At 57.2% G+C, this 17,130-nt stretch carries 13 protein-coding genes; all 13 read left to right on the top strand.

The genetic code is table 11. The features are described from left to right. Positions 1 to 32: 32 nt before the first annotated feature. A complete protein-coding gene (gene ettA / locus NF347_RS00435) occupies positions 33 to 1,718 on the top strand; it encodes an energy-dependent translational throttle protein EttA (RefSeq protein ID WP_107036613.1) in 1,686 nt (561 codons plus the stop codon). 267 nt (positions 1,719 to 1,985) lie between these two features. Then, entirely contained in the window at positions 1,986 to 2,894 is a 909-nt protein-coding gene (gene rsmH / locus NF347_RS00430) for a 16S rRNA (cytosine(1402)-N(4))-methyltransferase RsmH (protein ID WP_107036614.1), read from the top strand. A 17-nt stretch (positions 2,895 to 2,911) separates the two neighbouring features. Continuing rightward, complete coding sequence (locus NF347_RS00425) at positions 2,912 to 3,259, top strand: FtsL-like putative cell division protein (protein WP_107036615.1); 348 nt, start codon at positions 2,912 to 2,914, stop codon at positions 3,257 to 3,259. A gap of 32 nt (positions 3,260 to 3,291) precedes the next feature. Further along, positions 3,292 to 5,355, top strand: a complete 2,064-nt coding sequence (locus NF347_RS00420) for a penicillin-binding protein (RefSeq protein ID WP_306254309.1) — start codon at positions 3,292 to 3,294, stop codon at positions 5,353 to 5,355. Positions 5,356 to 5,381: 26 nt separating this feature from the next. After that, entirely contained in the window at positions 5,382 to 6,836 is a 1,455-nt protein-coding gene (locus NF347_RS00415; RefSeq protein ID WP_107036617.1) for a UDP-N-acetylmuramoyl-L-alanyl-D-glutamate--2,6-diaminopimelate ligase, read from the top strand. A 65-nt stretch (positions 6,837 to 6,901) separates the two neighbouring features. Beyond that, a complete protein-coding gene (mraY, locus tag NF347_RS00410; protein WP_107036618.1) occupies positions 6,902 to 8,164 on the top strand; it encodes a phospho-N-acetylmuramoyl-pentapeptide-transferase in 1,263 nt (420 codons plus the stop codon). A gap of 31 nt (positions 8,165 to 8,195) precedes the next feature. Continuing rightward, the gene (gene murD, locus NF347_RS00405; RefSeq protein WP_107681432.1) at positions 8,196 to 9,545 is read left to right on the top strand and encodes a UDP-N-acetylmuramoyl-L-alanine--D-glutamate ligase; all 1,350 of its coding nucleotides are present in this window, start codon (positions 8,196 to 8,198) and stop codon (positions 9,543 to 9,545) included. A gap of 66 nt (positions 9,546 to 9,611) precedes the next feature. Then, positions 9,612 to 10,952, top strand: a complete 1,341-nt coding sequence (locus NF347_RS00400) for an FtsW/RodA/SpoVE family cell cycle protein (RefSeq protein WP_123541733.1) — start codon at positions 9,612 to 9,614, stop codon at positions 10,950 to 10,952. Between the two features lie 21 nt (positions 10,953 to 10,973). Next, on the top strand, positions 10,974 to 12,089 hold the full coding sequence (murG, locus tag NF347_RS00395) for an undecaprenyldiphospho-muramoylpentapeptide beta-N-acetylglucosaminyltransferase (RefSeq protein ID WP_107036621.1): 1,116 nt from the start codon (positions 10,974 to 10,976) through the stop codon (positions 12,087 to 12,089). Further along, positions 12,086 to 13,465 carry a UDP-N-acetylmuramate--L-alanine ligase gene (locus tag NF347_RS00390; protein ID WP_107036622.1) on the top strand — a complete coding sequence of 460 codons (1,380 nt, stop codon included), beginning with the start codon at positions 12,086 to 12,088 and terminating at the stop codon, positions 13,463 to 13,465. Before murG ends, NF347_RS00390 begins: the two co-directional genes overlap by 4 nt. Next, positions 13,462 to 14,391 (top strand): cell division protein FtsQ/DivIB, encoded by a 930-nt coding sequence (locus tag NF347_RS00385; protein ID WP_107036623.1) that lies wholly within the window; start codon positions 13,462 to 13,464, stop codon positions 14,389 to 14,391. The genes NF347_RS00390 and NF347_RS00385 overlap by 4 nt, the downstream gene beginning before the upstream one ends. Before the next feature lie 41 nt (positions 14,392 to 14,432). Continuing rightward, a complete protein-coding gene (locus NF347_RS00380; RefSeq protein ID WP_107036624.1) occupies positions 14,433 to 15,725 on the top strand; it encodes a cell division FtsA domain-containing protein in 1,293 nt (430 codons plus the stop codon). Between the two features lie 25 nt (positions 15,726 to 15,750). Further along, the gene (gene ftsZ / locus NF347_RS00375) at positions 15,751 to 17,067 is read left to right on the top strand and encodes a cell division protein FtsZ (protein ID WP_161553827.1); all 1,317 of its coding nucleotides are present in this window, start codon (positions 15,751 to 15,753) and stop codon (positions 17,065 to 17,067) included. Positions 17,068 to 17,130 lie beyond the last annotated feature (63 nt).

The following is a 17,130-nucleotide window of genomic DNA, read 5'->3' as shown; positions in this document are numbered from 1 at the left end:
AATACCCACACTCTGACCAATATACAATAAATATGGCCGACGACAAAAAGGTAATCTTCTCAATGGTAGGCTTAAGCAAGACCTATCCTCCGCAAAAACAAGTACTTAAAAACATATATCTGTCGTTTTTCTACGGCGCCAAGATTGGCATCATAGGCCTCAACGGCTCCGGCAAATCATCACTTCTGAAAATCATAGCCGGCATCGACAAAAGCTATCAGGGCGAAGTGGTGTGGGCGCCGGGCTACACCGTGGGCTACCTTGAGCAGGATCCGCAGCTCGACCCGCAGAAAACCGTCATCGAGGTGGTGCGCGAAGGCGTACAGCCCACCATGGATCTCCTTGCCGAATTCGACAAGGTCAATGAAGCTTTCGCCGACCCCGAAGTATTTGAAGACCCTGACCGCATGGAAGCCCTGATAGCCCGTCAGGCCGAGCTGCAGGACGCACTTGACGCCGCCGACGCATGGAACATCGACTCACGCCTCGAACGCGCCATGGATGCCCTGCAGTGCCCGCCCGACGACCAGCCTGTCGCCACCCTTTCGGGAGGCGAACGGCGCCGCGTGGCGCTCTGCCGGCTGCTGCTCCAGCAGCCCGACGTGCTGCTGCTCGACGAGCCGACCAACCATCTCGACGCCGAGTCGATCGACTGGCTCGAACAACACCTGCAACAGTATCAGGGCACAGTCATAGCCATCACCCACGACCGCTACTTCCTCGACCACGTGGCAGGCTGGATACTCGAACTCGACCGTGGCGAAGGAATTCCATGGAAGGGCAACTACTCGTCATGGCTCGACCAGAAGACCAAACGCATGGCACAGGAGGAAAAACAGGCCTCGAAACGCCGCAAAACCCTCGAACGCGAACTTGAATGGGTGCGCATGGCTCCGAAAGCGCGTCAGGCCAAAGGCAAGGCGCGCCTGTCGAGCTACGACCGACTTCTCAACGAAGACCAGCGCGAACGTGAGGAACGTCTGGAGATATTCATCCCCAACGGCCCGCGTCTGGGCAACAAAGTGATCGAAGCCACCGGGCTGTCGAAAGCCTTCGGTTCGAAACAGCTGTTCAAGGATCTCGACTTCATGCTCCCGCCCGCAGGCATTGTCGGCGTGATAGGACCCAATGGAGCCGGCAAAACCACGCTTTTCCGCCTCATCATGGGTCAGGAGAAGCCCGACGCCGGAAGCTTCGAAGTGGGCGAAACCGTCAAGATTGCCTACGTCGATCAGACCCATCACGATCTGTTGCCGGAGAAGAGCGTCTACGAAGTCATCTCCCAGGGCACTGAGTCGTTCCGCATGGGTGGCCGCGACGTAAACGCCCGTGCCTACCTGTCGAAATTCAACTTCTCCGGAGCTGATCAGGAAAAGAAGATCGGAGTGCTATCGGGCGGAGAGCGCAACCGCCTTCACCTTGCGATGGCTCTGAAGGAAGAGGGCAATGTGCTGCTGCTCGACGAGCCGACCAACGACATTGACGTCAACACCTTGCGGGCGCTTGAAGAGGGACTGGAGGACTTCGCAGGCTGCGCTGTGGTCGTAAGCCACGACCGATGGTTCCTCGACCGCATCTGCACTCACATACTCTCTTTTGAGGGCGACGGCAAAGTCGTGTTCTACGCCGGATCATATTCCGACTATGAGGACTACAAACGCGCACAGAACGGAGGCAAAGAGCCACCGCGACGCCGCTACCGCAAACTGATGGAATAAAGCGATATCAGCAACTCGCAAATACAGTCCGACGGTCGTCAGCAGAGCATCCACAAAAGCTTTGCCATGACCGTCGGATATGTTTTATCAAGCCTCATAAAATTTACATTTGCAAATATCGCCATCGTTGATTATAGCGTTGATAAACAGCCAAATATCAATACGGAACGCATCAAGTTATTAACATCCATAAAAATTTGGCGTTTGAAATTGTAAATTCACGTCAAAAATAGCTAACTTTACGACCCCCAATTCAGTGGTGGAAATATGACCGAAGAAGTGTATCACATACCGGCCTTGTTGCCGCAGACCCTCGAAGCCCTCGCGATACGTCCCGGAGGCATCTATATCGACGTCACCTACGGTGGCGGCGGACATTCCCGCGCCATTGTGGAGCGGCTCGACACCACAGGACATCTCTACGGATTCGACCAGGACTCCGAAGCCGTGGAGAGAGCATTCCGCGACCCACGGTTTACAATCGTACATTCCAACTTCCGCTTCCTGCGAAACTTCATGCGTTACCACGGCGTGGAGCACGTGGACGGCATTCTGGCCGATCTGGGAGTGTCGTTCCACCACTTCGACGACTCGGCACGGGGATTTTCGTTCCGCTGGGACGGCCCGCTCGACATGCGCATGAACCAGCGGTCAAACCTGACAGCAGCCCGCCTCATAGCCGAAAACTCCGAAGAATCGCTTGCAAGCATATTCAGCCTCTACGGCGAGCTACGCCAGTCACGCCGCATAGCCGCAGCCATCGTTAAAGCAAGAAGCCGCGAAGAAATCACAACCATCGAACAGCTTCTCGCCGTCGTCAGGCCACTGATAAGCCCCAAAGCCGAAAAGAAAGAACTCGCACAGGTATTTCAGGCTTTGCGCATAGCCGTCAACGGCGAACTCGACGCGCTCAGTTCCTTCCTCGATCAGGCGACAAGCCTCCTGGCTCCGGGCGGACGTCTGGCCATCATCACTTACCATTCGCTTGAAGACCGCATGGTCAAAAACTACATGAAGACCGGCAACATCGAAGGACGGATTGAAAAAGACTTTTTCGGACGCACAGAAGCGCCGCTACGACAGATAACGTCGAAACCCATGGTGCCAGACGAAGATGAGATCAACCGCAATCCGCGTTCACGCAGTGCCAAACTGCGCACCGCCGTAAAACTTTAACCGCCCGTCTGCAAGCCATGTCAAAGAAATCATCCACGAAACCAAAGCAGAAAGGGTCGATAGCCGGACGCCTGATCTACGGACAGGTGATCTCCAGCGACTTCTTCGCACGCCACTGGCTTAAGGTGTTCGCCATATTCACTGTCATAATGGTCTTTATAACCAACAAATACCACTGTCAGACAAAAATGGAAGAGATCAGGCGGCTCAACACCGAACTTGAGATCGTCAAGACCGAACGAATGCGCGTCAGGTCGGTCTACATGAGCCGCACCCGCGAATCGGAGATGCAGCAGCTCGTGGATTCGCTCGGACTGAATCTGCACGTTCAACAACGTCCACCATACAAACTTCCCTCACGATGAGCCAGCCAAAGAAAAGATCCAACCGCAAACACATGAACCGCCGCTACGCGCTGATCGTGGCGGCAATGCTGGCGTGTGCAGCCGGAATCGTGTGGCACGTGGTCGACAACACTGTCGTATCGGCTGACGCATGGAACGAAAAGGCTCACCGCGAACTGTCGAGATGCGACACGATAGCCCCCGAACGCGGCAATATACTTGCTGCCGACGGAAGCATCCTCGCCACCAACCTGCGATACTACACCGTCAGAATTGATTACCGCAGCGAACGCTTCATGGAGCACCGGCTGCGACAGCAGATCGACACCATAGCCGACTCTCTGGCACGCTACTTCCCGGTGCGCGACGCCAAAGGATGGCGCGCCCATCTGCTCAAGCCTATCGACAACATCAAGGATAAATCCAAACGTCCGAGAGCCTATCGTCTGCTTGACAACATATCGTATGCCGACTACCGCCGGCTACGCACATTCCCGTTCTTCAAAATTCCCAACCGCAACCGCAACGGCCTGTCGGTAGAGTCTAAAATGCGTAGGGTCAACCCCTACGGCGATATGGCGCGCCGAAGCATCGGCGGTGTCGGCGCCACCCGGAAATGCAAGGAGATCCACGGCATTTCAGGGCTTGAAAAAGCGCTTGACAGCATGCTGTTCGGCACCCCCGGCATAGCCAAGAAGGTTGCGCTCACAAGAGGTATCGTCAACTGGACCGACAAACCGGCCATACCCGGCCTCAACATACGCACCACCATCGACATCAAGATGCAAGACATCGTGGAGAACGAGCTGAACAACCTGCTTACATACGTCAACGCCGACTGGGGCGTCGCCGTATTGATGGAGGTGGCCACAGGCGACATCAAGGCAATATCCAACCTCGAAAAAAATCCGTCGGCACCGGGATATATCGAGGGCATGAACCGAGCCGTGCTCGGCTATGAGCCAGGCTCGGTAATCAAACCCATCTCGATGCTCATAGCACTGGAGGACGGCATAGTCAACGACCTCAGCGAACAGATACCGATAGGCAAATCATTCCCATACGCAGGCGGACGCGGCATCACCGACTCCCACTACAGCTCATCGCTGTCTGTGGCCGAAGTCATCGAACAGTCGAGCAATATCGGAATGACACGCATCATCACACGCCGCTACGACGCGCACCCCGGCGGATTCTACCACCGGCTCAAACAGATAGGATTTCTCGAGCCAATGAATACGGGCATCGCCGGCGAGAGCGTTCCGCGCGTCGACTCCGTGCCATCTAACCGCGGAGGACGAATATCACTCTCGCGCCAGTGCTACGGCTACGCCACAGAAATACCGCCACTCTACACCCTTTCGGTCTACAATGCCATCGCCAACGGCGGCCGCTACGTCAGGCCGAGGCTCGTCAGCCGTCTGACCGGCGAAGATATCGATTCGATATTGCCCGTCACATATATCCGCGACCGTATATGCTCCGAAGCCAACGCAAAGAAGCTCCAGAGCATGCTTACCGACGTGGTGTGGGGCGCACACGGCACCGGCCGACGCCTGAAAAACGATCTCGTCCGTATCGCAGGCAAGACCGGCACATGCTACATGATAGAGGGAGGCACCTACAACACCGGAAAGAAACGACTCGCCTTCTGCGGATTTTTCCCCGCCGAAAACCCCAAATACTCATGCATCGTACTCACCTGCCACCCGAAGCAGAACGCTCTCGGAGCCGCGTCGACATCGGGTGAGGTGGTGAAAAACGTGGCTCTCAAGCTATATTCGCGCGGCATGCTCGGCAACTCGTCGGATCTATCGGCCGAGAAAGCGGCCGGCGACTCGCCGGTGCTCTATGCCACCGCCCGCAACGGACACCACGAACGGGTGAGAAGTGAACTGGAAGTCAAAGGAGCACGCCGTTCGCTGACGCGCCCCCGCGACATCGACAAGGGAATTCCTGACGTTGTGGGCTACGGACTACGCGACGCCATCTCCATACTGGAGAAGGCCGGCTACAACGTGACCTTCAGCGGCTCCGGCTACGTCACACGACAGACACCGGCCGCAGGCAACTCCGCTCCGCGCGGCCACCGCGTCACACTCTCACTCACTGAATAAAAACAAAAAAACATACTATACAGACTATGAAACTCTCGCATCTGCTGTCAGCCATCACCGTAGAGGAAGTGATCGGCAACGAAGAAGTGGAAATCACATCGCTCGAGTGCGATTCGCGCAAGATAAGCCTCGGATCGCTGTTTGTAGCGGTCAGAGGCGTCAATGTCGACGGACACCGGTTCATACCGATAGTGACTGTCGGCGGAGTGGCCGCCATAGTGTGCGAAGAGCTTCCCGAACGGCTTGAATCGACTGTCACCTACGTCAAGGTGTCTGATTCGGCCGTAGCCTTAGGCTTTCTCGCATCGCAATGGTATGGCAACCCATCGCGCCAGCTGCAGCTCGTAGGCGTGACCGGCACCAACGGCAAGACCACCACAGCCACTCTCATATATGAGATGGCACGCCTCGAAGGCTACAAGGCCGGACTGCTCTCTACCGTTGTCAATTATATAGACACCGAAGCCGTACATGCCGACCAGACCACACCCGACCCGCTGACACTCAACCGCCTGCTCCGGCAGATGGTCGATGCCGGATGTGAATATGCGGCCATGGAGGTCAGCTCTCATGCCGCCCACCAGCACCGCATAGCCGGACTGCACTTCGCCGGAGGCGTATTCACAAATCTCACCCGCGACCATCTTGACTACCACAAGACCGTCGACGCATATCTGGCTGCAAAAAAATCTTTTTTCGACAACCTTCCGGCCACGGCCTTCGCGCTCACCAATGCCGACGACAAGGCCGGAGAGGTCATGCTGCAGAATACCGACGCACGCCGACACACATACTCCCTGCGCACCCGCGCCGACTTCACCGGCAAGATCGTGGAAAGCCGTCTTGACGGCACGCTGCTGGCTCTGAACGGACATGAAGTGGAGGTGCTCTTCACCGGACGCTTCAATGCCTACAACCTGACAGCCGTCTACGGCGCCGCCCTGCTGCTCGGATGGAATCCCGACCGTGTGCTCGTCGACATGAGCCGTCTGGTGCCCGTGGCCGGACGCTTCCAGCCGTTCCACTCAACCGACGGAGTCACCGCCATCGTCGACTACGCCCATACCCCCGACGCCCTCGTCAACGTGCTCTCCACCATACGCGACATAGTCGGTGGCCGCGGACAGATCATCACCGTGGTAGGCGCCGGAGGCAACCGCGACAAAGGAAAACGGCCCATCATGGCACGCGAAGCCGCCCTTCGCTCCGACCGGCTGATACTCACTTCCGACAATCCGCGCGACGAAGAACCCGACGCCATCATCGCCGACATGCGCGAAGGCCTCGACGCACGCGCACTTGCAGCCACGCTGTGCATCGCCGACCGTCGCGAGGCCATCCGCACAGCCGTCAGCCTGGCCAAGGAGGGCGATGTGGTGCTTGTGGCCGGCAAGGGACATGAGGATTATCAGGAGATACGCGGCGTGAAACATCATTTCGACGACCGCGAGGTAGTGCAAGAGGCGCTGTCGCAGCTCTGACACATAACCATCACGCAAAAATTCACCCCGAATAAACAAACACACCATCATATAGACAGACAACGATGCTGTATTACCTGTTTGACTATCTGGCCGAAACCGGCATACCGGGCTCACGCCTGATGAACTATATAACCTTCCGTTCAGGAGCCGCCTTCGTGCTGGCACTGTTCATAGCCATGGTGTTCGGACGCCGTATCATCGACCGCCTGCAGTTGATGCAGGTGGGAGAGATAGTGCGCGATCTCGGCCTTGAAGGACAGATGCAGAAAAAAGGCACTCCCACCATGGGAGGCGTCATCATAATCATAGCCATACTGGTGCCCTGCCTGCTTGTAGGCAACCTCAGCAGCATCTACATGGCACTGATGCTGCTCACCACCGTATGGCTCGGAGCACTCGGCTTTGCCGACGACTGGCTGAAGATGAAACGCCACAACAAAGACGGCATGAGCGGCAAATTCAAGATCGTAGGGCAGGTAGGACTCGGACTGATCGTGGGATGCACCATGTGGATGAGTCCCGACATTGTGATGCGGGAGAATGTGGAAACGATGGAGCCACGCGGCGAAGAGATCGTCGTCACCGGCCAGAATGAGAACATCAAGGCCGCACAGACCACCATACCGTTTGTCAAAAACAACAATTTCGACTATGCCTACCTCACATCGTGGACCGGAGAGCACGCCGCCACCGCCGGATGGATCCTGTTTGTGATCGTAGTGATCTTCGTCATCACCGCAACATCCAACGGCGCCAACCTCACCGACGGACTCGACGGACTGTGCACGGGAGTGTCGGCCATCATCGGCGTGGCGCTCGCTATCATGGCCTACCTTGGCGGCAACATGATCTACTCCACTTATCTCAACATCATGTATATCCCGGGCAGTGAAGAGCTTGTGGTATATATGGCCGCCTTCATCGGTGCTCTTATCGGCTTCCTGTGGTATAATGCTTTTCCGGCACAGGTGTTCATGGGCGATACCGGCTCGCTGGCCATCGGCGGCATAATAGCCGTGTTTGCCATACTCATACGCAAGGAGCTTCTGATACCTTTGTTGTGCGCCATATTCTTCATCGAAGACCTGTCGGTAATGATCCAGGTGGCCTACTTCAAGATCACCAAACGACGCTACGGCCAAGGAAGACGTGTGTTCAAGATGACCCCCCTGCACCACCATTTCCAGAAACCCGGCAACTCCGGCATCGAAGCGCTCATACAGGCTCCGCTGAGAGCGATTCCCGAGTCAAAGATAGTGGTACGCTTCTGGATAGTAGCCATTCTGCTGGCTGCTGTGACATTCGTGACACTAAAGATACGCTAACCATAAAACGACATCAATACATTACTCAACTATGAACAATCGCAAGCGTCTGGTAGTGCTTGGCGGCGGCGAAAGCGGCGTCGGAGCAGCTATCCTCGGCAAGGACAAAGGCATGGAAGTGTTTCTCTCCGACTTCGGACAGATTCCAGAGCGCTATCGCCAGCAGCTTGAAGCCGAAGGCATAGAATGGGAACAGGGACAGCATACACTCGAGCGCATTCTTTCGGCCGATGAGGTCGTGAAAAGTCCCGGCATACCGCCTACCGCACCGGTCATGAAAGCTATAGCCGAAAAAGGGATACCGGTAATTTCGGAGATAGAGATGGCCGGCCGCTTCACCGACGCCAAAATGGTGTGCATAACCGGGTCTAACGGCAAGACGACAACCACCCTTCTCACCTATCACATACTCCGTGAGGCCGGCATCAACGTAGGACTTGCCGGCAACGTGGGCCGCAGCCTCGCGCTGCAGGTGGCCCGCACGCCCCACGACGTCTATGTGATCGAACTGTCGAGCTTCCAGCTGGAGAACATGTATGAATTCAAGGCCAACATAGCCGTGATGCTAAATATCACTCCCGACCATCTTGACCGTTACGACTACAAGATGGACAACTATGTCAAGGCCAAATTCAGAATCATCCGCAACCTCACCTCGGAGGATGCCTTCATTTTCTGGCAGGATGATCCGACAATACAGCGGCAACTCGAACAGATAGCCACCGAGGCACGCCTCTTTCCATTTGCCGAGCACGAGGAACACCAGAGCCACGCATGGGTCGACGACGCGGGCGAACTGGTGTTTGACACATCGGAAACATCGTTGAAGATGCCACGCGCCGAGCTTTCGCTCAACGGCCTCCACAACCTATACAATTCGATGGCTGCCGGTCTGTCGGCCTGCCTGCTCGACATAAAAAAAGAGGATATACGCCGCGCCCTGTCGGACTTCGAAGGAGTGGAGCACCGCCTCGAACCGGCCGGAACAGTCGACGGCGTGCGCTATATCAACGACTCCAAAGCCACCAACGTCAATTCATGCTGGTATGCGCTTGAATCGATGCCTAAGGGCACTGTGCTCATACTCGGCGGCAAAGACAAGGGCAACGACTATTCGGAGATAGAGCCGCTCGTGCGCGAGAAAGTGAAAGCGATCGTGTGCATGGGCAAAGACAACTCCAAACTCATCAGCTACTTCGGCGGCATCGTCGACCAGATCCGCGACACCCATTCACTGGACGAAGCCATGGCAGCATGCCGCGAGATAGCCCGTCCGGGCGACACGGTGCTGCTTTCGCCCTGCTGCGCAAGCTTTGACCTGTTCAGCAGCTACGAGGACCGCGGCCGCCAGTTCAAGCAGGCCGTAGCCGCAATGAAATGACAAACCTCACCACACGACACACATCATCGCAAGCAACCATAAGCCCATCTACAACCGTCACAGACTATGGAAAATTTTGAGATAATCCCGCCGGTCGACATGTCGCAGCCTGCGGCAACAAAGCCCGCGAAATCCGAGATCGAGGCCAACGCACGCTCCGACAAACACATCTGGGGCATATATATAATGCTCTGCCTAATATCGCTGATAGAGCTTTACAGCGCATCGTCGCGCGAGGTCAACGTGCATGGCGTCCTGGGCGTCTTCGGTCCTCTGGTGCGCCACGTGGGTCTGCTTGTGATCGGTCTGGGACTTATGCTCTACATACAGCGCGTGCCCTATCAGAAATTCGAAAAACCGATATGGGTGCTTGTGATAGCAAGTATAGGGATGATGCTCTACGTGCTGTTCTGCGGCGAGATAGTCAACGGCGCCCGGCGCAGCTTCAACCTCATGGGCATCACCATCCAGCCGTCGGAGTTCCTCAAACTCTCGGCCGCCCTGGTCATAGCGCTGATAATGTCGAAGAACCACAACAAGCATACCGCCGGAGTCTACAACCGGGGCGTGATCATGTCGGCGATGATCGTGGCCGTGTTCGGCGGACTACTCATCAAGCAGGGTTTGACCAATACTCTGCTGCTAATGGCCATAAGCATGTCGATGATGATCGTGGGCGGTGTGGAATGGCGCAAGCTGATAGTTGTTGGTGTGGTGTATGCCATGCTGGCCGGTATCTTTCTGCTTTTTGGCAGCGGACGCGAATCGGCTCCAGCCACAGTCGACGGCGCTCCTGTAGTGGAAGCCACGCAGACCGAGGGACGCCACGGCACGTGGTACAACCGCATCATGCGCCACCGTGGCGACGGCCGTCCGAAATACGAATACGACATCAATGCTGAAAACCGTCAGGAGATGTATGCCTACATGGCTCAGGCCAACGGCGGAGTGTTCGGCGTGATGCCCGGCAACTCTCGCGAGACAGCCCGTCTGCCGTTGGCTTTTTCCGACTATATCTACGCGATTGTGATCGAAGACACCGGCCTTGTGGGTGGCATTGTGGTGTTGGTGCTATATCTGTGGCTTCTCGCCAGAGCCAGTTCCATAGCCTCGCGATGCCAGAGGGTATTCTCGGCGCTGCTGGTGATAGGCATGGCTGTGATGATCGTGTATCAGGCGTTGTTCCACATGGCCATTGTCAGCGGCCTTGCTCCCGTGTCGGGTCAGCCGTTGCCGCTCATATCCAAAGGCGGGTCGTCGATCATCGTCACCTCGATAGCATTCGGCGTGATGCTGAGTGTAAGCCGTCACGCCGCGCTCAACGGCGCCAAACGTCAGGAGGTCAAGGCCGAAATGGAGTCTCTTCCCGAGAATCTGCGCGGCGAGAACCCGACCATGATGCAATGATTCACAACACACTCCACTACTATGAAACAAGACAATAACAAGATCAAGATACTTATCAGCGGCGGAGGCACCGGAGGCCACATATTCCCGGCTCTGTCGATAGCCAACGCTATGCGCCGCCGCTTGCCCGACTGCGAGATACTTTTTGTAGGCGCACTCGGCCGTATGGAGATGGAGCGCGTGCCTGCAGCCGGCTACCGTATCGAAGGCCTCCCGGTGGCGGGCTTCGACCGCAAGAGGCTATGGCGCAACTTCGGCGTGCTGCTCAAACTATGGAAAAGCATGCGCAAGGCCCGCCGGATCGTGGCTGACTTCGCGCCCGATGCCGCAGTAGGCGTAGGCGGCTATGCAAGCGGACCGGTGCTCAAAGAGGCTCAGAAGCGCGGCATACCGACGCTGATACAGGAACAGAACTCATATGCCGGAGTGACCAACAAACTGCTCGCGCCGCATGCCACAGCGATATGCACGGCCTACGAAGGGATGGAGCGTTTCTTCCCGGCCGACCGCATAACGCTGACCGGAAATCCGGTGAGAAAAGAGCTTACGCAATGTAGCCTCACGCAGGCCGAAGCCAAGAAGAGTCTCGGCTTTGACCCGGAGCGGCCTCTGATATTCGTCACCGGTGGCAGCCTCGGCGCACGCACGGTCAACGATGCCGTCGCAGCCATGCTGCCGCGGTTCCGGCAGAGAAACACTCAGCTGCTATGGCAGACCGGACGTCTATACGAACAAGAGTGCATGGCCAAAGCCTCAGGCTACGCCGACGTCAAGGCCTCGGCCTTTATAGCCGACATGGCCACAGCCTACAGAGCCGCCGATCTGGTAGTGGCCCGCGCAGGCGCAGGCACCATATCCGAACTGCAGCTGCTCGGCAAGGCAGCCATACTGATTCCATCGCCCAACGTTGCCGAAGACCATCAGCGACGCAATGCTGAAGCGCTGTCCGACCGCGGAGCGGCGCTGATGCTTCTCGATTCCGATGCCGTAGAACGCCTCGGCAATATGGCTCTCACGCTCGTGAACGACAAAGCAAAGCTTGCCAAACTCGCTGAAGCAGCCGGATCAATGGCCATGAATGGCAGTGACGACAAGATAGCCGACATACTCATATCACTGATACACACCGATAAATGACAACCGAAAACATATACTTCATAGGTGCCGGAGGGATCGGAATGGCGGCTCTTGAGCGCTACTTCCTGTCGAAAGGCTGCAATGTGGCCGGATACGACCGCACTCCGTCGGCGCTCACCGACGCACTTGCAAAGGAGGGCGTGGCCATAACATTCGGCGGTGAGGCCGACGAAATTCCCGCCAGCCACCGCGATCCATCAACCACCACGGTGGTCTACACCCCGGCCGTACCCGCCGAGCTGCCGATATTCGAATGGTTTCGCGCCAACGGATTCAATCCCGTGAAACGCGCGGCCGTACTCGGCGCCGTGACGCGCACGAGCCGCGGACTATGCTTTGCAGGCACCCACGGCAAGACCACCACATCATCAATGGCAGCTCATCTGCTCCACAGCTCCAGCCATGGATGCAACGCCTTTCTGGGCGGAGTGCTCCGCAACTACGGAACCAACTTCCTGCTCGATCCGGAGTCGGATCTGAGTGTGATTGAAGCCGACGAATATGACCGCTCTTTCCACCACCTCACCCCCGAAGTAGCCGTGGTGACATCGACCGACCCCGACCATCTTGACATATACGGCACCGAGGAGGCATATCTCGAAAGTTTCGCACACTTCACCGGACTTATACGACCCGGCGGCCATCTTCTCATACACGAAGGCCTGAAGCTGAAGCCGCGGGTGCAGCCAGGAGTGACCGTCAGCACTTATTCTGCAGCCTCGGGCACATTCCATGCCGAACGTATCCGAAGAGGCGAAGGAACGATCGTATTCGACTTCGCCGGTCCGGAAGGAGTGCTCGTAAAGGACGTGGAGCTTGGAGTGCCCGTAGACATCAACATCGACAACGCCGTAGCCGCCCTCGGCGCCGTGACTCTCGCCGGATGCCTTGACCCCGAGAGCGCCCGCGAGGCCATGCGCACATTCAAGGGAGCGAAACGCCGTTTCGAGGCACACCTGCGCGAACCGCTGCCAGGAGGCCATGTGATCATCGACGACTATGCCCATCATCCCGACGAACTGCGCGCCTCGATATCGTCGGTCAAGGCTCTTTATCCCGGACGCAGACTCACCGTGGCCTTCCAGCCCCACCTCTACAGCCGCACCCGCGACTTCGCCCCGCAGTTTGCCGAGGCTCTGTCGCTGGCCGACGACGTAGTGCTTCTGCCGATCTATCCGGCTCGCGAAGAGCCTATAGAGGGTGTCAGCTCCTCACTCATCTTCGATGCCATAGCGGGCTGTGAAAAAACCATGACGACAAAGGATAATTTGACAGAAACAATAAAAAATCGTAACTTTGAGGTGTTGCTCACCGCCGGTGCCGGCGATATAGCCGACTGCCTGCCCGAGCTGACCGAAACCATACGCGCAAAATGAACGAGCGACCAAGACGCCAGGGGCGTACCCGCATATCCCGAACATTCTGGCACTGCCTCACAGCCATTGTGCTGCTTGCCTATCTTGTGACGGCGCTCAGCCTCTCATCGGAGGCCGGGAGCGAGCGTCGCTGCGCCGGTCTGCGCATAGCGGTCAACGACACCACGAGCATGAAATTCGTCACCGCCGGCGAACTTGCCCGTGAGCTCGGCATCATACCCTCGCGCGCCAAAGGGATGCGTCTGCTCGACATCGACACCGACAGCATAGAGCGCATACTGTCACGCATCGACAAGATCGAATCGGCGCAGGCAGTCAGACTCAGCGACGGCTTTGTGCTCGTAAACGTAGACCCGATGCGTCCGGTGGCAAGAGTTTTCGACGGCGACAAATCCTACTACATCAACCGCGAGGGCAAACGCATATCGGCCGACGCCCGCTACCACATAGACGTGCCTGTCATACAGGGGCGCATCGCCGACACCCAGAGCATGGCCCGCGACCTGCTGCCTCTCATCGACTACATATCAGCCGACTCGCTATGGAACTCCCTGGTGTCGATGATCAAGATCGACTCCCCTACCGACGTGATGCTCGTGCCAATCATACGCGGCCAGATCATCAATTTCGGCACTCCCGACAACTTTGACAACAAATTCAGACGGCTCCGCCGGATGTATACCGAAGTACTTCCGGTAAAAGGATGGAACAATTACGACACTATTTCTGTTAAATGGTCGGGACAGATCGTGGCCACCCGTCGCCACAAACAGCTGTCGCGTCCTGCAGTGGAAGTGGAAGAAGTTGACGAGGCCGACGACATAGGCACCATGCTGGCCGCCGACGGCATAGCCCCCGGCACAGCCCTGCCAGGACAGAAACCGCGGTCGGAGAAACCGATACCGGCCGCCAAGCCCCACAAATAACGAACAATCAAGTCACACCCACTCACAACGACTAACGCTATATGGACGAAAAGCATATCATAGCTCTCGAGATCGGGAGCAGCAAAATCAAGGGAGCCGTCGGTTCGGTCGACTCCAACGGCTACGTCACAGTCAAAGCCATTGAGGAGATGCCGCTGACCGACAGCGTGCGTCACGGCCAGCTGAGCAACGTGTCCATGGCTGCCAATGCCGTCCGCACGCTGCTTCTCAAGATAGAGAACCGTCTGACTCCCCGCAAGGTCGAGGGCATATACACATCCATATCAGGCCGGTCGGTGGCCGCCATACAGCGTCAGACCGAGCGCCGTCTGCCCGCCGACACCGAAGTGACCGACGACATCATCGAAGCTCTGAAACGCGAAATGCTCGGCGAGCGGGTGCCGGATCGCGAAGTGATCGACGTAGTGGCTCGCGAGTTTTATGTCAACGGTGCCAAATCCGACATGCCTGTGGGCATGTATGGCTCAGAGATACGCATGTCGGGCAACCTGATTGTGTGCCGTCCGCAACTTCGCCGCAACCTCAAGCTTCTCATCGAAGAGAAACTCGGACTGGAGAAGCGCGGCTGCGTCGTGAAGCATCTCGCAATGGGCGACATCGTCCTCACCAGCGAGGAGCGTCAGCTCGGCTGCATGCTTGTGGATTTCGGAGCCGAGACCGTCACCGTCAGCATCTACCGCCACGGATATCTCCAGTATCTGCAGACAATCCCTATGGGATCGCGCAACATCACCCGCGACCTCACCCGCCTCAACTATGTGGAGGAGGATGCCGAAGCTCTCAAGCGCCAGCGCGGCAACGCCAAGGGAGCGCCTGCCGAAGGGAGCGTCGACGACGTGAAGATGACCGAATTCAACAACTATGTGAGCCACCGTGCCGCAGAGATCATAGCCAACATCAAAGAGCAGATATCCTACGCCGGACTGACGCCTGCCGAACTTCCCGCCGGCATAGTGATAGTGGGAGGCGGAGCGCGTCTGGCCGAATTCAACACCCTTCTCGGCGACACCACCAAAATGAAGGTGCGCATGGGAAGCATCATCAGTCCGCGCATAGGCATAGCCGACAGCCGCATATCGCCTGCCTACTCGGTCGACGTAGTGTCGATACTCTACGCTGCCGCCCAGGCAGGCGCCCAGGAGTGTCTGTCGCCCGAACCTGTCAAGGAGGAGCCTATAGAGATCATACCCGAACCGGAACCGGTAGCGGAGCCTGAACGCCAGAGCGGCTTCTCCAAGGCCATCAACTGGCTGAAACGACAGATACAGGAGCCGCCGGAAGATCCCGACGGAGGCGATCTGCTTGATGACTAATTCCACTAAACGAAGCACAACTGAAATGGACGAAATACTTAATCCCGAAGGACTCGCCGATCAATTCGAATCGCCCGAGAACGAACAGAAAGACAAAATAATAATCAAGGCCATAGGCGTTGGCGGCGGTGGCGGAAATGCCGTCAACTACATGTTCCGTCAGGGCATCCAGCATGTGTCGTTCGTGGTTCTGAACACCGACCGACAGGCACTGCGCCAGAGTCCTGTGCCTACCAAAGTGATGATCGGCGACGGCCTTGGAGCCGGCGACCGGCCGGAAGTGGCCCGCGAGGCTGCTGAAAACGACATAGCCAAGATCGAGGCACTGTTTCAGGACGACACCCGCATGGTGTTCATCACCTCGGGCATGGGTGGAGGCACCGGCACCGGTGCCAGCCCGGTTGTGGCGCGCGTGGCCCGCGAAAGGGGTCTGCTCACGATAGGCATCGTCACCATACCGTTTTACTTCGAAGGCGAGGAGAAGATCAACAAGGCCTTCGAGGGAGCCGACGAGATGGCCAAATATGTCGACGCACTGCTGCTTATCAATAATGAGCGACTGACGGAGATCTACGGCGATCTGGACTTCATCAACGGATTCGGCAAAGCCGACGACACCCTGGCCACCGCCGCCCGCTCGATCTCGGAGCTGATCACCTGCGACGGCTACATGAATCTCGACTTCAACGACGTCAACACCACTCTGCGCGACGGCGGGGCCGCCATCATCTCGTCGGGCTACGGCGATGGTGAGAACCGTGTGACCAAGGCTCTGGAGGACGCCCTCGCATCGCCGCTTCTAAAACACCGCGATATATCTACGGCCAAGCGTCTGCTCTTCAACATATATTTCTCGCAGGATGCCACCAACAAATTCAAGCTCAGCGAGGTCAACGAACTGACGAGCTTCGTGCAGAAGATCAACCCGAAGGTGAAAATCATCTGGGGCGTGGCTTTCGACAAAGAGCTTGGCGAGCAGATCAAGATCACGATGCTCGCATCGGGCTTTGACGTGGATCGTCTGGGTGAGATCCAGGAGATACGCAATCAGGACCAGCCCGAACCGTTCAGCAACAATTCTATCCCCGTCAATTCCGCCCCCGCCCCACGTGCATCTGACCGCATAAGGGAAGAATATGGCGAGAAGGTCGACACATACCGCACCAACTACATCATACTCAAGCCTGATGAAATGGATTCGGACACGATCATCGAAGTGCTCGAAAAGAGTCCGACCTACAACCGCGACCGTGCCACAGTGGAGCAGGCCCGCGCGCATCGCCGCCCCCAGACGATGACACAGCAGCGTCCATCGGGAGGATCCACCATCTCGTTCACATAATCGGCAACGCCTACAGACAGCCACAATACCCCGGGCGGCATTCCTGACAACCACGGAATGCCG

Source organism: Paramuribaculum intestinale (assembly GCF_030759015.1).
In the GTDB taxonomy this organism is placed as follows: domain Bacteria; phylum Bacteroidota; class Bacteroidia; order Bacteroidales; family Muribaculaceae; genus Paramuribaculum; species Paramuribaculum intestinale.
Note: the sequence above shows the minus strand (reverse complement) of the source record. Positions and strands in the feature narration are given on the sequence as shown.